At 63.6% G+C, this 25,042-nt stretch carries 23 protein-coding genes; 20 read left to right on the plus strand and 3 right to left on the minus strand.

Going from position 1 to position 25,042, the window contains the following annotated elements:
* Window positions 1-205 precede the first annotated feature (205 nt).
* Entirely contained in the window at window positions 206-2,680 is a 2,475-nt protein-coding gene (gene rho / locus QMK31_RS14320; protein ID WP_283501627.1) for a transcription termination factor Rho, read from the plus strand.
* A complete protein-coding gene (gene prfA, locus QMK31_RS14325; RefSeq protein ID WP_283501628.1) occupies window positions 2,680-3,759 on the plus strand; it encodes a peptide chain release factor 1 in 1,080 nt (359 codons plus the stop codon). Before rho ends, prfA begins: the two co-directional genes overlap by 1 nt.
* 112 nt (window positions 3,760-3,871) lie before the next feature.
* Here the strand turns inward: prfA and epsC are convergent, their stop codons facing one another.
* Window positions 3,872-4,459 (minus strand): serine O-acetyltransferase EpsC, encoded by a 588-nt coding sequence (gene epsC, locus QMK31_RS14330; RefSeq protein WP_283501629.1) that lies wholly within the window; start codon window positions 4,457-4,459, stop codon window positions 3,872-3,874.
* An 18-nt stretch (window positions 4,460-4,477) separates the two neighbouring features.
* Window positions 4,478-5,413, minus strand: a complete 936-nt coding sequence (cysK, locus tag QMK31_RS14335; protein ID WP_283501630.1) for a cysteine synthase A — start codon at window positions 5,411-5,413, stop codon at window positions 4,478-4,480.
* Window positions 5,414-5,527: 114 nt separating this feature from the next.
* Here cysK and prmC point away from each other — a divergent pair, with 114 nt between their 5' ends.
* From prmC to QMK31_RS14405, 14 genes are all read left to right on the plus strand, one after another.
* Complete coding sequence (prmC, locus tag QMK31_RS14340; protein WP_502853261.1) at window positions 5,528-6,412, plus strand: peptide chain release factor N(5)-glutamine methyltransferase; 885 nt, start codon at window positions 5,528-5,530, stop codon at window positions 6,410-6,412.
* A gap of 68 nt (window positions 6,413-6,480) precedes the next feature.
* Window positions 6,481-7,320 (plus strand): L-threonylcarbamoyladenylate synthase, encoded by an 840-nt coding sequence (locus QMK31_RS14345; protein WP_283501631.1) that lies wholly within the window; start codon window positions 6,481-6,483, stop codon window positions 7,318-7,320.
* Window positions 7,321-7,323: 3 nt separating this feature from the next.
* The gene (locus QMK31_RS14350) at window positions 7,324-8,592 is read left to right on the plus strand and encodes an MraY family glycosyltransferase (protein ID WP_283501632.1); all 1,269 of its coding nucleotides are present in this window, start codon (window positions 7,324-7,326) and stop codon (window positions 8,590-8,592) included.
* On the plus strand, window positions 8,589-9,071 hold the full coding sequence (locus QMK31_RS14355) for a Cg1360 family ATP-synthase-associated protein (protein ID WP_283501633.1): 483 nt from the start codon (window positions 8,589-8,591) through the stop codon (window positions 9,069-9,071). The genes QMK31_RS14350 and QMK31_RS14355 overlap by 4 nt, the downstream gene beginning before the upstream one ends.
* 195 nt (window positions 9,072-9,266) lie before the next feature.
* Window positions 9,267-10,055, plus strand: coding sequence for a F0F1 ATP synthase subunit A (gene atpB, locus QMK31_RS14360; protein WP_283501810.1), 789 nt, complete (start codon window positions 9,267-9,269; stop codon window positions 10,053-10,055).
* Between the two features lie 53 nt (window positions 10,056-10,108).
* Window positions 10,109-10,348 (plus strand): ATP synthase F0 subunit C, encoded by a 240-nt coding sequence (atpE, locus tag QMK31_RS14365; protein WP_134345972.1) that lies wholly within the window; start codon window positions 10,109-10,111, stop codon window positions 10,346-10,348.
* A gap of 29 nt (window positions 10,349-10,377) precedes the next feature.
* Entirely contained in the window at window positions 10,378-10,938 is a 561-nt protein-coding gene (locus QMK31_RS14370; RefSeq protein ID WP_283501634.1) for a F0F1 ATP synthase subunit B, read from the plus strand.
* 3 nt (window positions 10,939-10,941) lie between these two features.
* On the plus strand, window positions 10,942-11,757 hold the full coding sequence (locus QMK31_RS14375; protein WP_283501635.1) for a F0F1 ATP synthase subunit delta: 816 nt from the start codon (window positions 10,942-10,944) through the stop codon (window positions 11,755-11,757).
* Window positions 11,758-11,874: 117 nt separating this feature from the next.
* A complete protein-coding gene (gene atpA / locus QMK31_RS14380; RefSeq protein ID WP_283501811.1) occupies window positions 11,875-13,512 on the plus strand; it encodes a F0F1 ATP synthase subunit alpha in 1,638 nt (545 codons plus the stop codon).
* Window positions 13,513-13,578: 66 nt separating this feature from the next.
* Complete coding sequence (locus QMK31_RS14385) at window positions 13,579-14,481, plus strand: F0F1 ATP synthase subunit gamma (RefSeq protein ID WP_092109399.1); 903 nt, start codon at window positions 13,579-13,581, stop codon at window positions 14,479-14,481.
* A gap of 19 nt (window positions 14,482-14,500) precedes the next feature.
* Window positions 14,501-15,964, plus strand: a complete 1,464-nt coding sequence (gene atpD / locus QMK31_RS14390; RefSeq protein WP_283501636.1) for a F0F1 ATP synthase subunit beta — start codon at window positions 14,501-14,503, stop codon at window positions 15,962-15,964.
* 2 nt (window positions 15,965-15,966) lie between these two features.
* Window positions 15,967-16,236 (plus strand): F0F1 ATP synthase subunit epsilon, encoded by a 270-nt coding sequence (locus QMK31_RS14395; RefSeq protein WP_134503284.1) that lies wholly within the window; start codon window positions 15,967-15,969, stop codon window positions 16,234-16,236.
* A gap of 20 nt (window positions 16,237-16,256) precedes the next feature.
* A complete protein-coding gene (locus QMK31_RS14400; protein WP_283501637.1) occupies window positions 16,257-17,102 on the plus strand; it encodes a YaaA family protein in 846 nt (281 codons plus the stop codon).
* A gap of 82 nt (window positions 17,103-17,184) precedes the next feature.
* Entirely contained in the window at window positions 17,185-18,183 is a 999-nt protein-coding gene (locus tag QMK31_RS14405) for a malate dehydrogenase (protein ID WP_283501812.1), read from the plus strand.
* Between the two features lie 37 nt (window positions 18,184-18,220).
* Here QMK31_RS14405 and QMK31_RS14410 read toward each other — a convergent pair whose 3' ends face one another.
* Entirely contained in the window at window positions 18,221-18,745 is a 525-nt protein-coding gene (locus QMK31_RS14410) for a methylated-DNA--[protein]-cysteine S-methyltransferase (RefSeq protein WP_283501638.1), read from the minus strand.
* A 113-nt stretch (window positions 18,746-18,858) separates the two neighbouring features.
* Between QMK31_RS14410 and QMK31_RS14415 the strand changes: the two genes are divergently transcribed.
* From QMK31_RS14415 to QMK31_RS14430, 4 genes are all read left to right on the plus strand, one after another.
* On the plus strand, window positions 18,859-19,821 hold the full coding sequence (locus QMK31_RS14415; RefSeq protein WP_283501639.1) for an aldo/keto reductase: 963 nt from the start codon (window positions 18,859-18,861) through the stop codon (window positions 19,819-19,821).
* Between the two features lie 155 nt (window positions 19,822-19,976).
* The gene (locus QMK31_RS14420; protein WP_283501640.1) at window positions 19,977-21,710 is read left to right on the plus strand and encodes an ABC transporter ATP-binding protein; all 1,734 of its coding nucleotides are present in this window, start codon (window positions 19,977-19,979) and stop codon (window positions 21,708-21,710) included.
* Window positions 21,707-23,671, plus strand: a complete 1,965-nt coding sequence (locus tag QMK31_RS14425) for an ABC transporter ATP-binding protein (protein WP_283501641.1) — start codon at window positions 21,707-21,709, stop codon at window positions 23,669-23,671. The genes QMK31_RS14420 and QMK31_RS14425 overlap by 4 nt, the downstream gene beginning before the upstream one ends.
* A gap of 98 nt (window positions 23,672-23,769) precedes the next feature.
* On the plus strand, window positions 23,770-25,038 hold the full coding sequence (locus tag QMK31_RS14430) for a DUF4192 domain-containing protein (RefSeq protein ID WP_283501642.1): 1,269 nt from the start codon (window positions 23,770-23,772) through the stop codon (window positions 25,036-25,038).
* Window positions 25,039-25,042: the final 4 nt, after the last annotated feature.

Consider the following 25,042-nt stretch of genomic DNA (forward strand, 5'->3'; position numbering starts at 1 on the left):
ATGTGCACCCGATAGAGACCGCCCACGGCGACATCTTCTCCGGCGCATTCCCTGTACCTCACTGCTATTGCGAATTCGTGCGTGGCTGTGTGTGTTTACACCAATCCCCTCCATTTGTCGGATTGGATCACCCGCAGCGCATTCGTCGCTGCATACATCTCTCCTGGCCTGAATTTTTGTTCGGCAGGGGAAAGGAACCCCCTTCGTGACTGATGTCAACCTCCGCGCCGCTGGCTCGGAACTTCCCCGCCTGAGTACCCTTCGCGTGTCCGAGCTTCAGGCTCTGGCCCTCGAACTGAAAATCCCCGGCGCTTCCAAACTTCGAAAAGGAGAACTCGTGGACGCAATTACCACGGCTCAGGCCGACACCAGCGTCGCTGCTCCCGTCGTCGCTGCTCCCGTCGAGGCCGCTCCGGTCGAGGCCGCTCCGGCAGCTGAAGCGGCGCCCGTTGCTGAGACCGCACCGATAGAGACCCTCGCCGAGGCAATCGAAACGGCCCCCCGTAAGCGGGCACCGCGTCGTGCCAGCACGAGCACCGCAGCGCCCGCCAAGTCCCACGTCAATGCCGACGCCAGCACCGGATTCGGAATCATCCTGCCTGACGCCCCGGCTGCCGGATCCCGCATTGCACGCAACGCTCGCGGCGCGACATCCGTGGTGGAGAGCAGCGCACCAAGCACCGCACCCGGCGCTGCAACGACGGATGCTGACAAGCCGGTTCGCCAGGCACGCAAGCGCGTGCAGGTCGCACCGGTGCAGCTCGAGGACGCGGCCGCCGTGGTCGCCGAGACCGCTGACGCGGCCGCTGTCGATGCGGCCGCTGCGCTGTCCATCGAGCCGACGGTCGAAGCCGCACCGGCCACCCGACGGCCGTCCCGCCGTGCTTCGTCGCAGCGCGCTGCTGTCGTGCCCGCCGAATCCGCTGCGTCTGACGATGTGGCCGTCGAGGTCGAGGTCGCCCTTGCCGATTCTACCGAGCCATCGGTCGCCGCGACCGACGCCGCAACCGACGCCGCAACCGACGCCGCAACCGACTCCGGTGCACCCCGTCAGGGCCGTAGCCGTAGCCGTAGCCGTGGTGGTGACCGTGCGCAGGGCGCCGACCGCAACCAAGGCGAGACCGCTCCAGCCGCTGATCGTCAGAACGAGCGGGGCCAGAACGAGCGCGGCCAGAACGAGCGGGGCCAGAATGGCACCAACGATGAGGGTATGACGCGGGCGCAGAGCCAGCGTCAGGCGCGAAACGAACGTAACCAGGAACGCAACCAGGAGCGTGCCCAAGCGCAGGCCGACCGCAACCAGGGTCAGAACGATCGTGGCCAGGACCGCAGCCAGGGTCAGAACGATCGTGGCCAGGACCGCAGCCAGGGCCAGAACGACCGCAGCCAGACACAGGATCGCAATCAGGGTCCCGACCGGCTCGATGATGATCTGAACGGCCGCGGCAACCGCAACCGGTACCGTGACCGCAAGCGTCGCGGCCCGAACCAGGGCGATGACTTCGAACCCGAGGTGGGCGACGACGACGTTCTCATTCCCGTTGCCGGCATCCTCGACGTGCTCGACAACTACGCCTTCGTGCGCACCTCCGGCTATCTGCCGGGTGCCAGCGACGTCTACGTCTCGCTCGGTCAGGTCAAGAAGTACAACCTGCGCAAGGGTGACGCCGTCGTCGGCTCCATCCGCCAGCCGCACGAGGGCGACCAGTCCGGGCGTCAGAAGTACAACGCCATCGTCAAGGTCGACTCGATCAACGGCCAGACCGTCGAGGAGGCCGCCGCCCGAGTCGACTTTCACAAGCTGACCCCGCTGTACCCGACGGAACGCCTGCGCCTCGAAACCGAACCTGGCAAGCTCACGCAGCGCATCATCGACCTCGTCGCTCCGATCGGCAAGGGCCAGCGCGGCCTGATCGTGGCACCACCCAAGGCCGGCAAGACCATCGTTATGCAGCAGATCGCCAACGCCATCGCTACCAACAACCCCGAGGTCCACCTCATGGTCGTTCTGGTCGACGAGCGCCCCGAAGAGGTCACCGACATGCAGCGCACGGTGAAGGGTGAGGTCATCGCTTCCACCTTCGACCGGCCGGCCGAGGACCACACCACCGTCGCCGAGCTGGCCATCGAGCGCGCCAAGCGCCTGGTCGAACTGGGCCACGACGTCGTCGTACTGCTCGATTCGATCACCCGCCTCGGCCGGGCCTACAACCTGGTGGCCCCGGCCTCGGGTCGCATCCTGTCCGGCGGCGTCGACGCATCCGCTCTGTATCCGCCGAAGCGTTTCTTCGGTGCGGCGCGCAACATCGAGAATGGTGGCTCGCTCACCATTCTCGCCTCCGCGCTCGTGGAGACCGGTTCCAAAATGGACGAGGTCATCTTCGAAGAGTTCAAGGGCACCGGCAACATGGAACTGCGTCTGTCGCGCCAGCTGGCCGACAAGCGCATCTTCCCCGCCGTCGACGTGAACGCATCGGGCACGCGCCGCGAAGAAATGCTGATGAGCGCCGATGAAGTGAAGGTCACCTGGAAGCTGCGCCGCGCCCTCGCCGGGCTTGAGCAGCAGCAGGCCCTCGAACTCATCCTCGGCCGTCTCAAGGAGACGTCGTCGAACGTTGAATTCCTCATGCAGGTTCAGAAGTCGATGCCGACCCTGAACGGGTCAGACAAGGACAAGTAATGTTCGAATCCGTCCTCACGCTGCTGGCCGAGCACGACGACCTGCAGTCGCAGTTGGCGGATCCGGAGCTGCACGCGAATCCGGCCCGTTCGAAGAAGGTCAACCGGCGCTATGCCGAGTTGAGCCGCATCATCGCGGCGTACTACGAGTGGAAAGAGGTCGACGATAACCTCGAGGCTGCTCGTGAACTCGCCGACGAAGATGCTGCCTTCGCTGAGGAGATCCCGGATCTCGTGGAACAGCTTGATGTTACGGCCGAAAAGCTGCGACGCCTGCTGATCCCGCGCGACGAACTCGACGCCCGCGACGTGATCATGGAGATCAAAATGGGGGAGGGCGGTGCCGAGTCGGCGCTGTTCGCCGCCGATCTGCTGCGCATGTACCTGCACTATGCCGAGTCGAACCGCTGGAAGACCGAGATCATCGAGCAGACCTCGAGCGATCTCGGTGGAATCAAGGACATCCAGCTAGCGATCAAGGGCAACTCGAGCGACCCTGCCGAGGGCGTGTGGGCGCACCTGAAGTATGAGGGCGGCGTGCATCGCGTTCAACGAGTTCCGGCGACCGAGTCCCAGGGACGCATTCACACGTCGGCGGCGGGAGTGCTCGTCTTTCCGGAGGTCGACGAGCCCGAAGAGGTCGAGCTGCACCCGAACGACCTGAAGATCGACGTGTACCGGTCGAGTGGCCCCGGCGGCCAGTCGGTGAACACGACCGACTCTGCCGTGCGCATCACCCACCTTCCAACCGGAATCGTGGTAGCGATGCAGAATGAGAAATCACAGCTGCAAAACAAGGAAGCCGGAATGCGGGTGCTGCGTGCCCGGGTTCTGGCCCGCCAGCAGGAAGAGATCGACGCCGCGGCCTCGCTCGTGCGCAAGGGGCAGATTCGCACGATGGATCGCTCCGAGCGCATCCGCACGTACAACTTCCCGGAGAACCGCATCGCCGATCACCGCACCGGCTACAAGGCGTACAACCTGGACGCCGTCATGAACGGTGCCCTCGGCCCCGTCATCGATTCCTGCATCCACGCCGACGAGGAAACCCGGCTGGCCGAGCTCGGCGACCCGGAGTAGTCCCAACGCGAGGAGCCCCCAACCGGGACGGGGCCCAGGCCCCGTCCGGGGGCCCAGTCTATAAACTGGGCCCCCGGCTCGGGCATGGGCCCCGTCCGACGGTTTGGACAGATTAGAGGTAGTACTCGGGTTCCAGGGTGCCTCCGCGCGCGGACTCCACCGTCTCGGGAGATTGCGGGCGAATCGTGGCCGGCACCCCCACCAGCAGCGATCGCGCCGGGGCGTTCTTGGTCACGACGGCATTCGAACCGATCGTGCTCCAGGCCCCGATGGTGATCGGGCCGAGCACCTTGGCGCCGGCCCCGACCGTCACACCATCATCGAGAAACGGATGCCGCCGCACCCCCCGCGCGTGCCCGTGACGGCTCTTGCCGCCCAGCGTCACGGCGTGGTAGAGCATCACATCATCGCCGAGCACGGCCGTCTCACCGATCACCACGCCCATGCCGTGGTCGATGAACAGCCGGCGCCCGATGGTTGCGCCTGGGTGAATCTCGATTCCGGTCAGAAACCGGGTGACCTGGGACAAAAGACGGGCGGGCAGGCGCAGCCCGGCACGCCACAGACGGTTCGCGAGTCGGTACGACCAGACCGCGTGCAGGCCACTGTAGGCAAGAAAAACCTCCGCGTTACTGCGCGCGGCGGGATCGTGGGTGCGCGCTGTCGCGATGTCTTCGCGCAGGCGCAGAAAAAAAGTCATTGACAGCAGAAAGCGTTCTTAGTCGAGCAGGTCTTCGTAGAGAACCGTCGAAATGTAACGCTCACCGAAGCCGGGAACGATGACGACGATGGTCTTGCCGGCGTTCTCGGCAAGTTTTGCCTGCTCGAGTGCGGCCCAGACGGCGGCGCCTCCGGAGATGCCGCCGAGGATTCCCTCGTCGGTGCCGAGCGCGCGGGCCGTGGCGAGCGAGTCGGCCAGGGTCACGTCGGTGATGGAGTCGTAGACTTCGCGGTCGAGGGTTTCCGGCACGAAGTTCGCGCCAAGGCCCTGGATCTTGTGCGGGCCGGGCTTGCCGCCGGTGAGGATGGGGGAGTCGATCGGCTCGACGCCAACAACCTTGAGGCCCGGCTTCTGCTCCTTGAGGTATCCGCCGGTGCCGGAGATGGTGCCACCGGTGCCGATACCAGCGACGAGGATGTCAACGGCGCCGTCGGTGTCGTTCCAGATCTCCACGCCGGTCGTGGCGCGGTGGATGGCCGGGTTGGCCGGGTTGGTGAACTGGCTGGCCAGCACCGCTCCGGGCGTGTTCGCGACGATCTCGGCGGCCTTCTCAACGGCGCCGCGCATGCCATCGGCACCAGCGGTCAGCACGATTTCGGCACCGTAGGCGCGCATCATGACGCGACGTTCCTTGCTCATGGTCTCCGGCATGGCCAGAATGACCGTGTAACCGCGGGCGGCACCGACCATGGCGAGGGCGATGCCCGTGTTGCCGCTGGTGGCTTCGACGATGGTTCCGCCGGGCTTCAAGGAACCGTCCTTCTCGGCGGCATTGATGATCGCAACGCCGATGCGGTCCTTGACACTGCTGGACGGGTTGTAGAACTCGAGCTTCGCCAGCACGGTCGCGCCGAGGCCGGCGGTCAAACGGTTCAGTTTGACGAGGGGGGTCCCACCAACGGCTTCGGTGATGTCGGAATAGATCTTAGGCACGAGGGCAACTTTCATTCGGTGAAATTCGGCTGAATTCGACTAACTTGGGTGGGGCGGCCAGTTCCAGCCTAGGTCGCCCGGCCGAAAACGGGTTGGTGCGTTACATTTCACTACGTGCCTTCTTCAGATTCTGCCCTGCCCTCCACCGTGACTGCCCTGCGAAACCGAGCCATCAGCCTGCTCACCGCGGCCGGTGTGACCGACCCCGAGGTGGATTCCGACCTCTTGATCGGCCATGTGCTCGGCCAGAGCCGTGGCGAAGTGCAGGCCGGCAGCATCCTGAACCGACCGATCAGCGCAGCGGATGCCGCCACCATCGACACCCTGCTGGCCCGCCGCAGCAGACGCGAACCACTCCAGCACATCACCGGACATGCTCCATTCCGCTCCCTGTCCCTGAACGTGGGGCCCGGCGTCTTCGTGCCGCGGCCCGAAACTGAGCAGGTCGCGCAGTTCGCCATCGACGCGTTGCGGTCCATGCCCGATCCCGAACCGATCGGCGTCGACCTCGGCACCGGAAGCGGCGCAATCGCCTTAGCGCTGGCCACTGAGGTACCGCATGCGCGCATCTTCGCGATTGAAAATTCCCCCGACGCTTTTCCCTGGACGACCCGCAACTTCGAGGAGGTCGCTGCTGGCAACGCCATCCTCGCCTTCGGCGACCTCGCCGGCGCCTTCGCAGAACTCGACGGAACGGTCGCCGTCGTCATCTCAAACCCCCCGTATATTCCAGTGGATGCGATCCCGCGCGACCCAGAGGTGCGCCTGTTCGACCCTGCCCACGCACTCTTTGGAGGCCCGGACGGCCTCGACGTGGTGCGCAGCGTGTCGGCCACCGGCCTGCGCCTGCTGCGCCCCGGCGGTGTGCTCGTGATCGAACACGGCGAGCTGCAGGGCGCAGACATTCGCGCGCTGCTGACGACTGACGGCTGGCGCGCAGCGGCCACGCATCGCGATTACACCAGCCGAGATCGGGCCACCACAGCCCTGCATCCCTGACCTTTCGTTTGCGAGTGCGTGCGCGCACATCCGTTCTTCACAACCGCGCTGGGTTAGAATTACGGCAAATGACACGTATCTACGATTGCACGAGCGAGTCGGACACGAGCCACTCGGACACGAGCCACTCGAACTACCAAGCGCACATTTCCCTGGCGCGCATGGCTATCGGCCGCGGGGCGCTCGTTGTCATCCCCACCGACACGGTCTACGGTGTCGCGGCTGACGCCTTCAACGCCGAGGCGGTGCAGCTGCTCCTCGACGCAAAAGGCCGCAGCCGCCAGTCACCGCCGCCCGTTCTCATTCCCGGGATCCCCACCCTCGACGCCCTCGCGGTCGACGTCCCCCAGCCCGTGCGCGACCTCGTCGCGGCGTTCTGGCCGGGCGGACTGACGGTCATCGTCAATGCCCAGCCGTCACTGGTCTGGGATCTCGGTGAAACCCGCGGCACCGTGGCGCTGCGCATGCCGAGCAATCAGATCGCGCTCGATCTGCTTGCCGCAACCGGCCCCCTGGCCGTATCGAGCGCCAACCTCAGCGGGATGCCCGCCACCCGGGACGCCCAGGCTGCCGAAGCGGCGCTTGGCGAGAGTATCGAGGTCTACCTCGACGGTGGAACCGCCGGAAGCACCTATGAGAGTGTGTTCGGCGAGTCCGGAGAGGGCTCATCGACGATAGTCGATGCCACCGGCTTCGAAACCAACGGCGGTTTTCTGCACATCGTGCGCAGCGGCGTCATCTCCGAAGACGCGATCGCGGCGGTCGTCGGCGACGTTCTCGCGGCTGCACCGGCCAGCCCCGGAGTGCCCACAGAACCGAGCGAAGCGGATGCGACCCCCACCATCGCCGCCCCGTCCCAGGATGCCGCCGACGAAGACACTCGGAACGAAACGGATGCCGGTCGGTAGCCCATGACCCTTTTCTTCCTGCTCGCGCTCGTCTCGGCGATCGTCACGTTCGTGCTGTCGATCGTGGTCTATAAACTCAGCCACAAGTATCGCCTCTACCCGAAAATTCGCGAACGCGACGTGCACACCCGCCCGACCCCGCGCCTCGGTGGCATCGCCATGTTCCTCGGCATTCTGGTCGCCTTCGGCATCGCCTATCTCATCGCTGGGGCCTTCGCTCCCTTGCGGCTGGTATTCGCCGATCCGCAGCAGATTCTCGCGATTCTCGGCGCAGCCCTGCTCATCGTGCTCGTTGGTGTCGCCGACGACATCTGGGACCTCGACTGGATGACCAAGCTCGCCGGCCAGTTCATCGCCGCCGGGCTGGTCGCCTGGCAGGGCGTGCAGATCTATTCCCTGCCCATCGGCGGGCTCACGGTCGGCAGCGGCTGGATGTCGATCGTGTTCACGGTCGTCGCCATCGTGGTGGTCATGAACATGATCAACTTCATCGACGGTCTTGACGGTCTGGTCACCGGGGTGGCCCTCATCGCCAACGGTGTGTTCTTTCTCTACAGCTACTTACTCGTGCGGGACACCTCGCCGACCAACTACTTCAACCTTGCCTCGCTCATCGCCGCCATCCTCGTCGGCGCCTGTGTGGGGTTCCTGCCGTTGAACTGGCACCCGGCCAAGATGTTCATGGGCGATGCCGGTGCACTACTCGTCGGCCTGCTCATGGCAACGAGCGCGATCGCCATCACCGGCCAGATCGACCCAACCGCTATCAATCGTTCGCAGTTGTTCCCGGCGTTCATTCCCATTATGCTGCCGGTGGCGATCATGATCATTCCATTGCTCGACTTCGGGCTCGCCGTGTTCCGGCGGGTGCGGGCCGGCAAGTCGCCCTTCAGCGCCGACCGAAAACACCTGCACCACCGACTGCTCGATATGGGACACTCGCACCTGCATGCCGTACTGATTTTCTATGGGTGGACAGCCGCAGCATCCGTCGGGTGCCTGCTCTATTACATCCTGCCGGTCTACTTCGCCCTGCCAACGTGGTACGCCACCATTTTTCTGGTGACCTCGCTGCTGACCTGCACGTTCGTCACTCTCGCCCCGCTCGGCCGCCGTAAAACCGGCGAATGGGCCAGTCAGTCGGCACCGGCCCAGATCGCCGTCCTCGACCAGTTCGATCCGCTCGACGAAGCGGCCGCGCCAGCCCCACCCGCCCCAACACCGACACGAGCGACCGCCCACGCGGCGGCACCTGCCGAGGAGAACGTATGACCAGCGCCAGCCCACCAGCTTCAACACCTACCCAGGCAACGTCCATCCCGGTGCTGCGTCGCATCCTGATCTACGGGGGCTGGGTCGCACTCGGAATCGCCGTGATCGGTTGCGTCATCGGCTATTTCGTCGATGGTGGCAGCGGAGTGCTCAGCGCCCTGATCGGAACGATCATGTCGGTCGCTTTCATGGGCATCACGGCAGGCAGTATTCTTTTGGCCAATCGGGTTGCCGGCAACGAGTCGGCGATCGGTGGCTTCTTCGGCATCATCATGGGCGGCTGGTTGCTCAAGTTCGTCGTGTTTCTGGTACTACTCGTCGTGCTGCAGGACCGTGAGTGGATCCAACCGATGGTGCTGTTCTTCTGCATCATCGCCGGCGTCGTGGGGTCCCTCGTGGTCGATGCCGTCGTCGTGATGAAAAGCCGAATGCCCTACGTCAGCGACGTCACATTGCCCCCCGCTCCGGTCGACGACTAACCCTGCGACCCATCCACCCACGGATACCGCCCTCGATTCGGCTCAGCGCCTGATCTTTGCTAGAGTAAACACCGATCCAACCCCGGTTTGCACATGCTTTACAGCGTCGTGAACCTGCCCATATTCGTCGTTGCGCGAGCAGAGCTCACCGCCCCGAAACAGGAGAAAGCGCTGCTAGAAATCGCCGTAAACCTGATGGTCCCGTCTGCCACCGGCGACGGTGAATTTCACGGTCCCTCCATCAATGAGTTCTTCCCCGACGTAATCTTCTTCGCGGGTACCAACTTCGAAATCAACCGCATCATTCTTATCCGCTTCCTCGCGGTCGCGGTGCTGATGCTCGTCTTCTGGCTCGGCACTCGCCGCATGAAGATCATTCCGACCCGCGGTCAGAGCCTGGCCGAAATGGGACTCGACTTCGTTCGCGTCAATATCGCCGAAGACCTGCTCGGCAAGAAAGACGGTAAGCGGTTCCTGCCGCTTCTGACGACCATCTTCTTCATGGTCTTGTTCATGAACATCACGGGTATCATTCCGTTCCTCAACATCGCCGGCACCTCGGTGATCGGGGTTCCGCTGCTGCTCGGTGTCATCTCCTACGGAACGTTCATCTACGCCGGCGTCAAGAAGAGCCCGGCGAAATTCTTCCGCAACTCACTCTTTCCGCCCGGAGTCCCTCCGTTCCTGTACATCATCGTGACGCCGATCGAATTCATCTCGACGTTCCTGGTGCGGCCGGTCACTCTCACGCTCCGACTGATGATGAACATGATCGTCGGACACCTCCTGCTCGTGCTGTTCTTCAGCGCTACCCAGTTCTTCTTCTTCACTGCGGATGGCGGGTTCAAGCTCTTCGGCGCTGGCACCCTCGTCTTCGGCTTCGCCTTCACTCTCTTCGAAGTGCTGATCGCCGTCCTCCAGGCTTACATTTTTGCCCTACTCACCGCCGTCTACATCCAGCTCGCGCTGGCTGAGGAACACTAGACACTTTAGGAATCCGGCACTCGCCGAATTCACCATCACGGAAGGAAACATACGTGGACGCAACAACCGTTCTCGCGGAAATCAACGGAAACATCGCGACCGTCGGTTATGGCCTCGCAGCCATCGGCCCGGCAATCGGTGTAGGTATCGTCGTTGGCAAGACCATCGAAGGTGTCGCTCGCCAGCCTGAGCTGGCCGGTCGCCTGCAGGTGCTGATGTACATCGGTATCGCCTTCACCGAGGCGCTCGCCTTCATCGGCATCGCTACCTACTTCATTTTCACCGGCGTCTAAACCTCTTCACTACTTAATTAGGAGGCATGATGCTTCACGCAGTAATTGCAGCCGCGACGGAAGAAGCGGCGCGAAACCCGCTCATCCCCGAGATCTACGACATCATCTGGTCGGCGGTCTGCTTTGTCGTGATTTTGTTCTTCTTCTGGAAGCTCGTGCTCCCGAAGATGCAGAAGCTTCTTGACGACCGTGCAGAAGCCATTGAGGGCAACATCGCCAAGGCCGACGACGCCCAGCGCAAGGCCGAAGCTGCACTCGTGCAGTACACAGCCCAGCTCGCTGATGCTCGTGCCGAAGCCGGTGCCATTCGAGAACAGGCCCGCACCGATGGCCAGCGCATCGTCACTGAGCATAAGGAACAGGCTGCGGCCGAAGCCGGTCGCATCGCGGCTAGCGCCAAGACGCAGATCGAAGCCGAACGTCAGGCCGCCGTCGTATCGCTTCGCAGCGAGGTCGGCACCCTTGCCATTGACCTGGCCTCGGGTGTCATTGGTGAGAGCCTGTCCGACGACGCGAAGGCCAGCGCTATTGTCGATCGTTTCCTGGCCGAACTAGAAGCCAGCGAAGCACCAGCAGCAGGAAAGATCTAGCAAATGGGAAGCGCCACCAGAGAAGCACTCGCCACATCGAGGGCGGCACTGTCCGTCCCCGGCGGCACGACTGATCTGGCGACGGGCGAAAGCCTTTTCGGCGCCGGTCGAGTGATCGGGTCGTCGTCCCAGCTGTTGTCGGCACTCGGCGACGCGTCAGCGGATGCTGCGGCCAAGGTCACTCTCGTGCGTGCCGTTTTCGGCACCAACGTGACACCTCGGGCTCTTGACCTGCTCGCAGCCGCCGTGTCAGAACGCTGGTCCAGCCACGACGACCTGCTCGCCGGGATCGAAGAACTGGGCTTGCGGGCATCCGCTCTCTCTGTTTCGGCAGATTTGGCGGCGCCAGCCACGACGTCCATCGAGGGCGAGCTCTTCGCCTTCGGAAAGACGGTCTCGTCAGACGCTGAGCTGGAGCTGGCTCTGGCCAGCAAGCTTGGCAAGGTCGAGGCCAAAGTAGCACTCGTCGAGAAGCTTCTGGCCGGCAAGGTATCCGGACAGACGCTTGCTATTGTTCGGCACCTGGTGCAGCAGCCTCGCGGCCGCCGCATCGGCGAACTGCTGCGACACGCAGCAGCCGTCGTCGCTGACCAGTCCGGCACGTCGATCGCGACCATCACGTCGGCGAGCGTTCTCACGCCCGCCCAGCTCGACCGCTTGCAGAAGAATCTCCAGGAACGCCACGGACGGGCACTCACCATCAACCAGGTCGTTGACCCGGCTCTGGTCGGCGGAGTGCGCGTACAAATCGGCGACCTGGTCATCGACGGCAGCATCGCAACCCGCCTGGCTGATTTGAGACTCCAGCTCGCTCGCTGATTCTGGCGCAGTGCGACAGAAGAAGCAGCACCACAAACCCAGCAGTACCAGATGACTCAGGGCGGCAGCGTCCTCGAACAGACAGAACCTGTACAGCCGTACAGAAAAGGGAAGATGATGGCAGAACTAACGATCAGCCCCGATGAGATCCGTGGCGCTCTCCAGGACTTCGTGAAGTCCTATGAGCCGAACAAGACGTCAACGACCGAGGTTGGCTACGTCACCACAGCCGGCGACGGTATCGCCCACGTTGAGGGCCTGCCCGGCGTAATGGCCAACGAACTCATCAAGTTCGCCGACGGCACCCTCGGCCTGGCCCAGAACCTCGACGAGGACGAGATCGGTGTTGTCGTCCTCGGCGAGTTCGGCGGCATCGTTGAGGGCATGGAGGTGCACCGCACCGGCGAGGTTCTCTCCGTTCCCGTCGGCGACGGCTACCTCGGCCGTGTCGTCGACCCGCTCGGCGCCCCCATCGACGGACTCGGCGACATCGCCACCGAAGGCCGCCGTGCCCTCGAGTTGCAGGCCCCCGGCGTCATGAGCCGCAAGTCGGTTCACGAACCGATGCAGACCGGTATTAAAGCCATCGACGCCATGATCCCGATCGGCCGCGGCCAGCGCCAGCTGATCATCGGTGACCGCCAGACCGGCAAGACCGCGATCGCGATCGACACCATCATCAACCAGAAGGCCAACTGGGAGTCGGGCGACAGCACGAAGCAGGTTCGCTGCATCTACGTCGCTATCGGCCAGAAGGGCTCCACCATCGCTTCGGTGAAGGGTGCGCTCGAGGATGCCGGAGCGATGGAGTACACCACCATCGTCGCCGCTCCTGCCTCTGACCCGGCCGGCTTCAAATACCTGGCCCCATATACCGGTTCGGCCATCGGCCAGCACTGGATGTACGCCGGCAAGCACGTTCTCATCGTCTTCGATGATCTCTCCAAGCAGGCCGAGGCCTACCGCGCGGTGTCTCTGCTGCTGCGTCGCCCGCCGGGACGCGAAGCGTACCCGGGAGACGTGTTCTACCTGCACTCCCGTCTGCTGGAGCGTTGTGCCAAGCTCTCCGACGAGCTCGGCGCCGGATCAATGACCGGACTTCCGATCATCGAGACAAAAGCCAACGACGTTGCCGCATACATCCCGACCAACGTGATCTCCATCACCGACGGACAGATCTTTTTGCAGTCCGACCTGTTCAACGCCAACCAGCGCCCAGCGGTCGACGTCGGCATCTCGGTCTCCCGTGTTGGTGGCGACGCGCAGGTCAAGTCGATCAAAAAGGTCTCCGGCACGCTCAAGCTCGAGCTCGCCCAGTACCGTTCGCTCGAAGCCTTCGCCATGTTCGCTTCTGACCTTGACGCGGCCAGCCGTCGTCAGCTTGCCCGTGGCGCACGCTTGACCGAACTGCTGCGTCAGCCGCAGTACTCGCCGTACCCCGTTGAAGATCAGGTCGTCTCGATCTGGGCCGGCATCAACGGCAAGCTCGATGAGGTTCCGGTTCCCGACGTGCTGCGTTTCGAGCGCGAACTGCTCGACTTCCTCGGTCGCAACACCGAGATCTTGAAGACCCTGCGCGAGACCAACGTTCTCTCCGACGAGACCGTTTCCGCCCTCACCGCCGGCGTCGACAAGTTCAAGCTCGAATTCCAGACCGGTGAGGGCAAGCCGCTCGCCTCGGTCGGCAAGGAAAAGTTTGAGGCGATTGCCGTCGAAGACGTCAACCAGGAAAAGATCGTCAAGCACCGCCGCTAGTCCTCGCCGATTCGCGCGATGCAGAACCACTGACGAAACCACACTGAAAGACAAGGAAGCAGACACATGGGAGCGCAACTTCGGGTCTACCGGCAGAAGATTAAGTCTGCCCAGACGACCAAGAAGATCACTCGGGCCATGGAGCTGATCTCGGCCTCCCGCATCCAGAAAGCGCAGGCCCGAGTCGCTGCGTCAACCCCGTACTCGCGTGCGGTGACGCGCGCCGTTTCAGCGGTGGCCACGTACTCGAACGTCGAGCACGTGCTCACCACGGAGCCCGAAAAGATCGAGCGCGCAGCGGTCGTCATCTTCGCCTCAGACCGAGGCCTGGCCGGCGCTTTCAGCTCGCAGGTTCTGCGCGAAGCCGAGTCGCTCAGTGAACTGCTCCGTGGCCAGGGTAAAGACATCGTCTACTTCTTGGTAGGCCGCAAGGCCATCGCCTACTTCAGCTTTCGCAACCGCACGTCGGAGCGAGTCTGGACCGGCGGAACCGATCAGCCGCAGTTTGAGACGGCCAAGGAAATCGGCGAAGCACTGTTGGAGTCCTTCCTCACGGACTACTCCGACGGCGGCGTCGACGAGATCCACATCGTCTACAACCGCTTCGTCAGTATGGTCACCCAGGTGCCCGAAGTCGTTCGACTGCTTCCCCTCGAGGTCGTCGAAGGTGTGGAAGAACCCGGCGACAACAAGGTTCTTCCGCTGTACGAGTTCGAACCCGACGTTGAAACGGTTCTGGACAGCCTCCTCCCGGTGTATATCGAGAGTCGTCTGTTCAACGCCATGCTGCAGTCGGCTGCATCGGAGCACGCGAGCCGGCAGAAGGCAATGAAGTCGGCCAGCGACAACGCCGACAAGCTGATCACGGACTACACGCGCCTGTCCAACAACGCGCGTCAGTCCGAGATTACCCAGCAGATTTCCGAGATCGTGGGTGGAGCCGACGCGCTCTCATCCGCTAAGAAGTAAGACCAGAGAAGAGAGAGCTATGACTGACACCGCAACCGCGCCAGTCCGGGCGGAGGACACGGCCGGCTCTGTTGGCCGCATCGCGCGCGTCACGGGCCCCGTCGTCGACATCGAGTTTCCGCATGACTCGATCCCCGGCATCTACAACGCCCTGAAAACCACGATCACCATCGGTGACGACTCGAACGAGATCACGCTCGAGGTTGCATTGCACCTCGGAGACGACCTCGTTCGCGCCATCGCGCTGAACCCGACCGACGGACTCGTCCGCGGCCAGGAAGTTCGCGACACCGGCAGCCCCATCACGGTTCCGGTCGGAAACGTCACCAAGGGTAAGGTCTTCAACGTCATCGGCGATGTGCTCAATGCCAAGCCCGGCGAGAAGATCGAGATCACCGAGCGCTGGCCCATCCACCGCAAGCCGCCGGCCTTCGACCAGCTTGAGTCCAAGACTCAGCTGTTCGAAACCGGTATCAAGGTCATCGACCTTCTCACGCCGTACGTTCTCGGTGGAAAGATCGGCCTGTTCGGTGGTGCCGGAGTCGGCAAGACCGTCCTCATCCAGGAAATGATCCAGCGCGTAGCGCAGGACCACGGTGGAGTATCGGTGTTCGCCGGAGTCGGTGAGCGTACCCGAGAGGGCAACGACCTCATCGCCGAGATGGAAGAAGCGGGCGTCTTCGACAAGACCGCGCTGGTATTCGGCCAGATGGACGAGCCGCCGGGAACGCGTCTGCGCGTCGCGCTCAGCGCCCTGACCATGGCTGAGTACTTCCGCGACGTAGAAAAGCAAGACGTCTTGCTTTTCATCGACAATATCTTCCGCTTTACCCAGGCCGGTTCCGAGGTGTCGACCCTGCTGGGCCGCATGCCGTCTGCCGTGGGCTACCAGCCCAACCTGGCCGACGAGATGGGCATCCTGCAGGAGCGCATCACCTCGACCCGTGGCCACTCGATCACCTCCCTCCAGGCGATCTACGTCCCCGCCGACGACTACACCGACCCGGCACCGGCGACAACCTTCGCCCACCTCGACGCCACGACCGAGCTGTCGCGTGAAATCGCGTCGAAGGGCCTCTACCCGGCCGTCGACCCGCTCACCTCGACCAGCCGTATCCTCGACCCCCGCTACCTGGGTGCCGATCACTACAACACGGCTGTGCGCGTCAAGGCGATCCTGCAGAAGAACAAGGAACTCCAGGAGATCATCGCGATCCTCGGTGTTGATGAGCTCTCTGAAGAAGACAAGGTCACGGTTTCCCGTGCCCGCCGCATTCAGCAGTTCCTCTCCCAGAACACCTACATGGCGAAGAAGTTCACCGGCGTCGAGGGCTCCACGGTTGCGCTCAAGGACACCATCGAGTCGTTCACGGCAATCGCCAACGGTGAGTTCGACCACGTCGCCGAGCAGGCCTTCTTCAACGTCGGTGGCATCAACGACGTCGAAGAGAAGTGGGCTCAGATCCAGAAGGAGAACGACTAAGCATGGCGAAGTCGCTGTCCGTCAGCGTTGTGTCGGCCGACCACCAGGTCTGGACCGGCGAAGCGACGATGGTTGTAGCCAAGACCGTCGAGGGCGAGATCGGCATCCTGGCCGGTCACGAACCGATGTTGGCGATTCTGGCGCTGGGCGACGTTCGTCTTACCCTTGCCGATGGCTCCAAGGTCGTCGCCAAGGCTGAAGACGGTTTTCTGTCGGTCGACAACGACATGGTCACCATCGTGGCCCGCAAGGCCGAACTCGTCGGTTCGTAACCCGCGGGTCTGCAACACCAGTGCTGATACTGCTTCCGCCGTCGGAGACGAAACGCTCCGGCGGCGAAGCTGTACCCCTGGACTTCACGCGCCTCGCTTATCCAAGCCTGAACGCTAAGCGCCGCACGCTTGCACGTGCGCTCGTCGCCCTGTCACAGCAACCGGACGAAGCCCGTACCGCCCTCAAACTGGGCCGTACGCAGCTGTTCGAGATCGACCGCAACCGCGAAGTACTGTCGTCTCCGACCCTGCCGGTCATCGACCGGTATACCGGGGTGCTCTTCGACGGGTTGGATTCCGCTACCCTGTCGGTCGCCCAGCGGGAGTTCGCTCACGCGCACCTTGCCGTGCACTCCGCACTGCTCGGACCGCTCGCGGCACTCGACCCGATACCGGCCTACCGGCTGTCGCACGATTCGCGCGTGCCGACACTGACCATGGCACAGCAATCAGTAAAGGCGTACACACTAAGGCAACACTGGAACATCGATGTTGCGAAGGTGCTCGGCCAGAGTGAGGGGCTGCTGCTCGACTTCCGGTCAGAGGCCTACGTTGCCCTCGGCGCCCGACCCCTGCGCCCGGACTCGCTGTATCTACGAGTCGTCGCCGACGCGGGGAACGGTCAGAAGCGGGCCCTGAATCACTTCAACAAGAAGTCCAAGGGTGAATTCACCCGAGCGTTGCTCGACCAGCAGCACGATTTTCTCACCCCCTCAGAACTGATCGACTGGGCGCGATCGGTCGGAATCCGCCTCGCAGCGGGCGCACCCGGAGAACTTGAGCTCGTTGTTGAGCAGAACCTGGCCTCGGCGGGCCGACCAGCGTCGTCGACTATCTATACCGGGGCTGAGCTATGCCGGGGATGATCTAGGCGGGCGTTAGGCTGGGCGCGTGAGTACACACATCGGCACATCCCCCGCAGCGGTAGCGGCATCCGTCAACGTTCCCATTCATCGGCAACCGGTCAACGTGACCGTCACAGGAGCGGGCGGACAGATCGGCTACGCACTCTTATTCCGCATTGCGGCCGGCGCGCTGCTTGGTCCGACGACGCCCGTCCGGCTGACCCTGCTGGAGATACCCCAGGGGTTGAAAGCCGCCGAGGGTACCGCTCTTGAACTTGAAGACTGTGCCTTCGATCTGCTGCGCGGGGTGACAGTCACCGATGACCCCGCTGTCGCCTTTGCCGGCGTCAATATTGCGCTGCTGGTCGGATCTCGTCCGCGAGGGCCTGGCATGGAGCGTGCCGATCTGCTCGAGGCCAACGGCCGTATATTCGGCCCACAGGGCGCCGCCATAAACGCCGGAGCCGCCGAGGATGTGCGCGTGCTCGTGGTGGGCAACCCGGCCAACACGAACGCTCTCATCGCTGCCGCCCACGCACCAGACGTCCCGTCTGAGCGATTCACCGCGATGACCCGGCTCGACCACAACCGTGCTGTCGGGCAGCTCGCCAACCATCTCGACGTCAACGTCGGAGCAATCCACGGCTTGACCGTGTGGGGAAACCACTCGGCCAGCCAGTATCCGGACGTCTTTCACGCCACCGCGGAGGGCCGAGCGGTTCGAGACCTCGTCGATGAGCAGTGGCTGGCGCAGACCTTTATCCCGCGAGTGGCCCAACGCGGATCGGAGATCATCGCTGTGCGCGGAGGATCGTCGGTCGCCTCTGCTGCCAACGCAGCCATTGACCATGTTGCTGACTGGGTCACCGGGCGCGGTTCGGAGTGGACCAGTGCCGGGGTGGTTTCCGACGGTTCCTACGATGTTCCGCCCGGATTGGTGTGCTCGTTCCCGGTGCGTTCGGTCGATGGTCAGTGGCGCATCGTGACGGGGCTGGAACGCAACGAGTTCTCGCGAAGCCGTATCGCGGCATCCGTTGCCGAGTTGGTCGAGGAACGAGATGCGGTGCGGGCGTTGGGCCTGCTGCCGCTCGGTCGCCGCTAAAGGCCACGGGAGGGCGTTCATCGGCGCGGCGGCACCGCTACCGGTGCACGATTCCTTCGTGATCAAGCAGCCACGCTTTGGTCGGGATTCCCTGGCCGGCGCTGTAGCCGGTGATCTGGCCGCTCGAGGCGAGCACCCGGTGGCAGCCGATGATGATCGGTACCGGGTTGGCGCCGACCGCCCCGCCGATGGCACGGCCAGAACCGGAGCGGCCGATTGTGCTGCCGAGTGCTCCGTAGGAGATGACATCGCCGAACTTGAGAGTCGCCAGCCGCGCCCAGACGCTGCGTTGAAACTCGGTGCCGCGGGTCAGATGCACGGGGACGTCGAAGGACTGCCGCGTTCCGGCGAAGTACTCGGCGAGCTGTTCGGCGGCCCGCCGCAGCACAAGGGAGGACGTCTCTGGAATCGTCTCGAGCGGCAGCTGGCCGTCGGTTTCGATGGAGAGGGAGAGGATGCCCGCGTCGTCGGCGGTCAGTTCCAGGCGACCGATGGGACTGGGAAGGCGAAGGAGCGCGTTCGCTGTCTGTGTACGCGCGGGTTGCGTCGGGATGCTGTGCATGATTCGACTGTAGCCGCCGCCTCCACCTCGACCTCGCGGGTTTCGGACATCGGTGCCCGACCCGTGAAAACCTGAGCCTGTGCAGGAGAAGGCTCCCGTTCTATTCTGTAAGGATGGCGCAGATTGAATATCGCAGACTTGGCTCGTCGGGCCTGACCGTGTCGACGATCGGACTCGGGTGTAATAACTTCGGTCGCACCGGCACGGCGTCGGAGAGTCAGGACGGTACGACCGCTGTCATTGACGCGGCCTTGGAAGCGGGCGTGACACTGTTCGACACCGCCGATATCTACGGTGCCGAGCGCGGATTGAGCGAAACGCTCATGGGTCACTCCCTCCGCGGTAAGCGTGATCAGATTGTGCTCGCCTCCAAGTTCGGCATGGACATGGGCGGGTTGAACGGTCCGGACTGGGATGCTCGCGGCTCGCGCCGATACATCCGCCTGGCCGTTGAGGCGTCTCTTCGACGGCTGCAGACCGACTGGATCGACCTGTACCAGTTGCACGTTCCTGACCCGTCGACGCCGATCGAGGAGACCCTGGCGACGCTCGACGATCTCATCACGGAGGGCAAGATTCGTTACATCGGTCATTCGAACCTGGCCGGCTGGCAGATCGCCGAGGCCGAGTTCACGGCCCGCATGAACGGACACCCCGCGTTCATCTCCAGTCAGAACGAGTACAGCCTGCTCGTGCGTGACGCCGAAGACGAGGTGCTGCCGGCCGTCAACGCTTACGGCCTGGGCTTTCTACCCTTCTTTCCGCTCTACAACGGCCTGTTCACCGGCAAGTTCTCCCGCGCTGGTGGGCCGGCCGACAGCCGGATCATGATGATTCGGCGGCATCTCGCCGACGACGCCCCCTGGGACAAGATCGAGCAGTACGAGCGCTGGTGTGACGTGCGCGGGACGACCATGTTGGCGGCGACGTTCGCGTGGTTGCTGGCCCAGCCGGGGCTGACCAGCGTCATCGCGGGGGCCACCAAGCCGGAGCAGATCGTTCAGAACGCGACAGCGGCAACGTCCTGGCAGCCCTCCGCCGAGGAGGTCGCCTTCATATCGAACCTCTTCGCCTGACCGCCTGACCGGGCGTCGGCACCTGAGTTCGTAATTTATGCGCAGAGCGCAATATTTCGGTCGACGACGAACTAAAAAGAGTGCACTATTGCATCAGTGGATGCTGCGCCGAACCTTTGGTCGGGCGGGCCACCGATTTCTACTAGGAGAATTTCGTGCTGTGGTCTCTGCTCGTGCGTTACCTGCGCCCATACTGGCAGCTGCTGCTGGGAGTAATCGTTTTTCAACTGGCACAATCAATCGCTTCCCTGTTTCTCCCCACCCTCAACGCCGATATCATCGACGAGGGCGTAGCCACTGGTAACACCGACTACATCCTGCGCGTCGGCGGCCTCATGTTGCTCATCACCCTCGCCCAGATCGCCTGCGCGATCGTTGCCGTGTACTTCGGTGCGAAGGTCGCCATGAAGGTGGGGCGTGACCTGCGCGGCGCCGTCTTTAGCCGCGTCGGGGAATTCTCCGAGCAGGAGGTCACTCGGTTCGGAGCTCCGTCCCTCATCACCCGCTCCACCAATGATGTGCAGCAGGTGCAGATGCTCGTACTGACCACCTGCACCCTGCTGGTCTCGGCACCGATCCTTAGCATCGGCGGCGTGATCATGGCGATTCGCCAGGACGTTCAGCTGTCCTGGCTCATCGCGGTGAGCGTGCCCATTCTCCTTATTGCCGTCGGATTCATCGTCGTCAAGATGGTTCCGCTGTTTCGAACGATGCAGACCCGCATCGACACCGTCAACCGGGTGCTGCGGGAACAACTCACCGGTATTCGGGTGGTGCGGGCGTTCGTGCGCGAGACGCAAGAGGTCGCCCGATTTGCGAAGGCCAACCAGGATGTCACCGACGTTGCCCTGAGCTCTGGTCGCCTGATGGCGCTCATGTTCCCCATCGTCATGCTCGTACTCAACGTTTCCAGCGTGGCCGTAATCTGGTTCGGCGCATTCCGCATTGAAGACGGTTCGATGCAGGTGGGCACGCTCATCGCCTTCCTCAGCTATCTCATGCAGATTCTCATGGCCGTCATGATGGCCACGTTCATGGCCGTCATGATTCCGCGGGCGGCCGTCTCGGCCGACCGCATCGGCGAGGTGCTCGCCACAGAATCGAGCGTTGTACCACCGGCCAACCCGGTCAATGCCACGGTCGGCCAGGGCGAGCTCGAACTGCTTGATGTCGGCTTCGCCTATCCAGGAGCCGAACAGCCGGTGCTGCGTAACGTGAGCTTCATCGCCCGCCACGGTGAGACCACCGCGATCATCGGAAGTACCGGCAGCGGCAAAACCACCCTGGTCAACCTGTTGCCGCGCCTGTTCGACGCCACGAGCGGTTCCGTGCTCGTCGACGGCGTCAACGTGCGCGAGCTCAATCCCGACCTGCTCTGGGGGCATATCGGCCTCGTACCGCAAAAGCCCTACCTGTTCTCCGGAACGGTGCGTAGCAACCTGCTCTACGGCAAACCCGACGCGACCCAGGAGGAACTCTGGCGGGCCCTCACGATCGCCCAGGCCAGGGATTTCGTTACGGAAATGGCCGGCGGGCTCGACGCACCGATTTCACAGGGCGGAACCAATGTGTCTGGTGGCCAGCGTCAGCGCCTCGCGATCGCCCGCGCCCTGGTGAAGCGGCCGGAGCTGTACATTTTCGACGACTCATTCTCCGCCCTCGACCTCGCCACGGATGCCCGACTTCGGCTCGCCCTCAAACAGAGCACCAACGGGGCCACCATGATTATCGTCGCCCAGCGGGTGTCGAGCATCATCGATGCCGACCAGATCCTGGTGCTCGAAGACGGCCGCATCGTCGGTCGGGGAACGCACGAGCAACTTCTCGAGTCGAACACCACCTATCAGGAAATTGTGTCATCCCAGCTCACCGCGGAGGAGGCATCATGAGTGAGACCAGCGGCGACGATAAGCCGGCCCCGCGTCCACAGCGTGGCGGAGGCCCCTTCGGCGGTATGAGTCTGCCGGCCGAGAAATCGATGAACTTCACCGCGTCGGGCAGGCGCCTGCTCGGCAAGCTGCGCCCCGAGCGGCTCTGGCTGGCTCTCGTTTTCGCCCTCGCCGTGATCAGCGTCACGTTCTCGGTGCTTGGCCCGCGTTTGCTCGGCGAAGGCACCAACCTGATCTTCTCCGGCGTCGTGTCGAAGTCGCTGCCGAGCGGCAGCAGCCAGGCCGAGGTGGTCGCAGGTCTGAGGGCGGCCGGCAACACCACCCAGGCCGACATGCTCAGCGGCATGACGCTCACACCCGGACTCGGCATCGACTTCGCCATGCTCTCCACCGTGCTGTTCTGGGCGCTCGCGCTGTATGTGCTGTCGAGCGTGTTCAGCTGGATGCAGGCTTACGTACTCAACGGCGTCGTGCAGCGCACGGTGTACCGGCTGCGTGAAGAGATCGAGGCCAAGATCAACCGCCTGCCGCTGAGCTACTTCGACAAGAAGCCGCGCGGTGAGTTGCTGAGCCGGGTGACCAACGATGTCGACAACATTTCGCAGAGCCTGCAACAGTCGCTGAGTCAGGTGGTGACCAGCCTGCTCACGGTGGTCGGCGTGATCGTGATGATGCTCATCCTCTCGCCACTGCTCGCTTTGATCGCGCTGGTCACCGTGCCGCTCACCCTGGTGATCACCGCGTTCATCGCCAAACGGTCCCAGCAGCTATTCGTGGCCCAATGGGCGAACACCGGCGAGCTCAACGGTCAGATCGAGGAGACGTTCACCGGCCATGCCCTGGTCAAGGTTTTCGGCCGGCAGAAAGAGGTCGACGCGCGGTTCAAGCAGAAGAACGACGACCTGTACGCGGCAAGTTTTGGCGCCCAGTTCATCAGCGGCATGATCATGCCGGCGATGACCTTCATCGGTAACCTCGTCTACGTCGCCATCGCGGTCGTTGGCGGTCTGCAGGTTGCCTCCGGTGCCATGCAGCTGGGTGACGTGCAGGCGTTCATCCAATACTCCCGCCAGTTCACCCAGCCGCTCGCCCAGCTCGGGTCGATGGCCAACCTGCTGCAGTCGGGCGTCGCATCCGCTGAACGCGTCTTCGACCTGCTCGACGCCGACGAACAGAGTGAAGACCCCGACCCGGCCAAGACTCCGACCGAGGTGCACGGACGCCTGGTCTTCGAGAACGTGTCGTTCCGGTACACCGAAGACAAGCCGCTGATTGAGGACCTCAGCCTCGTTGCGGAGCCAGGGCAGACCATCGCCATCGTTGGGCCCACCGGGGCGGGTAAGACCACACTGGTCAACCTCATGATGCGGTTCTACGAGATCGACTCCGGTCGTATCCTGCTCGATGGCGTCGATGTCGCCACCATGACCAGGCACGACCTGCGCAGCCGCATGGGAATGGTGTTGCAAGACACCTGGCTGTTCGGCGGCACGATCCGCGACAATATCGCCTACGGCCGACCGGATGCGACGGAGAAAGATATTCTCGCGGCCGCCACAGCGACCTACGTTGACCGGTTCGTGCACTCACTGCCCGACGGCTACGACACCGTTCTCGATGACCAGGGCAGCAACGTGAGCGCCGGCGAGATGCAGCTGCTAACGATTGCCCGTGCTTTTCTGGCGCAGCCGAGCGTTCTCATTCTCGATGAGGCCACCAGCTCGGTGGACACGCGCACGGAGGTGCTCGTGCAGAAGGCGATGAGTGCCCTGCGGGCGGAACGCACGAGCTTCGTCATCGCCCACCGGCTGTCCACGATTCGCGACGCCGATCTTATTCTCGTCATGGAGTCAGGACGCATTGTGGAACAGGGTAACCATATTCAGCTGCTCGCCGCGAACGGTGCCTACCAGGCGCTCTACGCGGCACAGTTCGCGGCGCCCGTCGCCGACGAGGTCTAGGGGAAGGCGCGTCCTCCCCAGCACGTCGCCCGCCCGAATGCGCCACAGATTCGGGCGGGAGAATATCGGGGGTGCTGACCGAGGAGCACAGTGGCGGCATGCATCCCACCATTGTCAAAGCCCAGAAGCCTCAGGACTTTCTGGCACTCGTCCCCCAGCTGCTCGGGTTTATTGCCGAGTCCAGTGCCGTTCTCGTCGCTTTTCGCGGTAACCGCACCTGCGGTGCGCTGCGTTTCAACCTGCCGGACGACGGCGCACCCCACAAGGTGTATAAGCGTATTGCAACGACCCTCGCCGGGATGCTGTGCAAGATTCCCGGAGTCGACGCGGTCGTTCCGGTTATCTACACCGCGGATTCGTTCGTTGGCACGCCCGGTATCCCGCGCGAAGGGTTTGCCGAGATCCTCAACCGGCGGCTTGAACTGAGCGGTTTCCTGCTGCGCGATTCCCTGTGCGTGGCAGCGGATGCCTGGGGCAGCTACCTCGACCCGGAGTGCCCCGCTGGCGGGCATCCGCTGAGCGATATTACCCAATCGCCGATTTTTGAGGCGGTGGACCAGGAGGCAGCGGTCGAAACGCAGCGCCCGCTGGGAACGCTCCAGAATGGGGCCGACCCGATCGGGGTGAACCTGGCGACCAAGGACCGCCTGGCCCGGATCTACCGGCGGTACCGCCACCTCATCGCGCGGGCCGAAAACGCTCCGGAACTGTTTCCCACCCTCGGCTTTGTGCTCGACCCCGTCATGATCGCTGAGGCGGCGCTGACCTGGCCGAATCCACCCACCGAGGAGGACGCTGCGGCACTGCTCGTGCTCGTGCAGTCTCCACCCCATCGCGACCAGATCATGGTGCAATTCGCGTTCGGGCGTGACGAAGGCCTGCGCGCTCGCGAACTCAACCGGCACTATGCGCGGCTCCAGGATGAAACCGGGCGGAGCCTCGACGACCTGGTCGCCGAAGAAGTCACGGTCGGCGACCCAACCGCCAAACACACCAGCGACATCATGCTGGGCCTACAGCCCGAACGGCCAGACATCGACCGGATCCGCGTCGCGATCGGGTTGCTGCGCACCGTCGTGGCGATGGCGCCGCGGTCAGCCAAACCAGCACCGCTGTGCATGCTGGCCTGGCTGTCCTGGGCTCTCGGCAGCGGGTCCGTGGCCGGATTCTTCGTCGACCAGGCTCTCGCCATTGACTCGCAGTACAGCATGGCCACCCTGCTGGACCTGCTGCTCAAGTCTGGGCATCTGCCGGACTGGGCGTTCGCGGTACCGCGCGAAGACGGTGAGGAGGGCGACGAAGACGACGGCTACGAACGCGACGAAGACTGGAGTGATGACTTCGACGAGTTCGCAGCCGACGACTAACGCG

The sequence above is a fragment of the Cryobacterium sp. PH31-O1 genome (assembly GCF_030063455.1).
GTDB lineage: Bacteria > Actinomycetota > Actinomycetes > Actinomycetales > Microbacteriaceae > Cryobacterium.

Excerpts from the sequence above, each read along its gene's own strand:
- prfA (WP_283501628.1), top strand. The coding sequence starts at position 2,680 with ATGTTCGAATCCGTCCTCACGCTGCTGGCCGAGCACGACGACCTGCAG.
- epsC (WP_283501629.1), bottom strand. The coding sequence starts at position 4,459 with ATGACTTTTTTTCTGCGCCTGCGCGAAGACATCGCGACAGCGCGCACC.
- QMK31_RS14345 (WP_283501631.1), top strand. The coding sequence starts at position 6,481 with ATGACACGTATCTACGATTGCACGAGCGAGTCGGACACGAGCCACTCG.
- QMK31_RS14350 (WP_283501632.1), top strand. The coding sequence starts at position 7,324 with ATGACCCTTTTCTTCCTGCTCGCGCTCGTCTCGGCGATCGTCACGTTC.
- QMK31_RS14355 (WP_283501633.1), top strand. The coding sequence starts at position 8,589 with ATGACCAGCGCCAGCCCACCAGCTTCAACACCTACCCAGGCAACGTCC.
- atpB (WP_283501810.1), top strand. The coding sequence starts at position 9,267 with ATGGTCCCGTCTGCCACCGGCGACGGTGAATTTCACGGTCCCTCCATC.
- QMK31_RS14370 (WP_283501634.1), top strand. The coding sequence starts at position 10,378 with ATGCTTCACGCAGTAATTGCAGCCGCGACGGAAGAAGCGGCGCGAAAC.
- QMK31_RS14375 (WP_283501635.1), top strand. The coding sequence starts at position 10,942 with ATGGGAAGCGCCACCAGAGAAGCACTCGCCACATCGAGGGCGGCACTG.
- atpA (WP_283501811.1), top strand. The coding sequence starts at position 11,875 with ATGGCAGAACTAACGATCAGCCCCGATGAGATCCGTGGCGCTCTCCAG.
- QMK31_RS14385 (WP_092109399.1), top strand. The coding sequence starts at position 13,579 with ATGGGAGCGCAACTTCGGGTCTACCGGCAGAAGATTAAGTCTGCCCAG.
- atpD (WP_283501636.1), top strand. The coding sequence starts at position 14,501 with ATGACTGACACCGCAACCGCGCCAGTCCGGGCGGAGGACACGGCCGGC.
- QMK31_RS14395 (WP_134503284.1), top strand. The coding sequence starts at position 15,967 with ATGGCGAAGTCGCTGTCCGTCAGCGTTGTGTCGGCCGACCACCAGGTC.
- QMK31_RS14410 (WP_283501638.1), bottom strand. The coding sequence starts at position 18,745 with ATGCACAGCATCCCGACGCAACCCGCGCGTACACAGACAGCGAACGCG.
- QMK31_RS14415 (WP_283501639.1), top strand. The coding sequence starts at position 18,859 with ATGGCGCAGATTGAATATCGCAGACTTGGCTCGTCGGGCCTGACCGTG.
- QMK31_RS14425 (WP_283501641.1), top strand. The coding sequence starts at position 21,707 with ATGAGTGAGACCAGCGGCGACGATAAGCCGGCCCCGCGTCCACAGCGT.
- QMK31_RS14430 (WP_283501642.1), top strand. The coding sequence starts at position 23,770 with ATGCATCCCACCATTGTCAAAGCCCAGAAGCCTCAGGACTTTCTGGCA.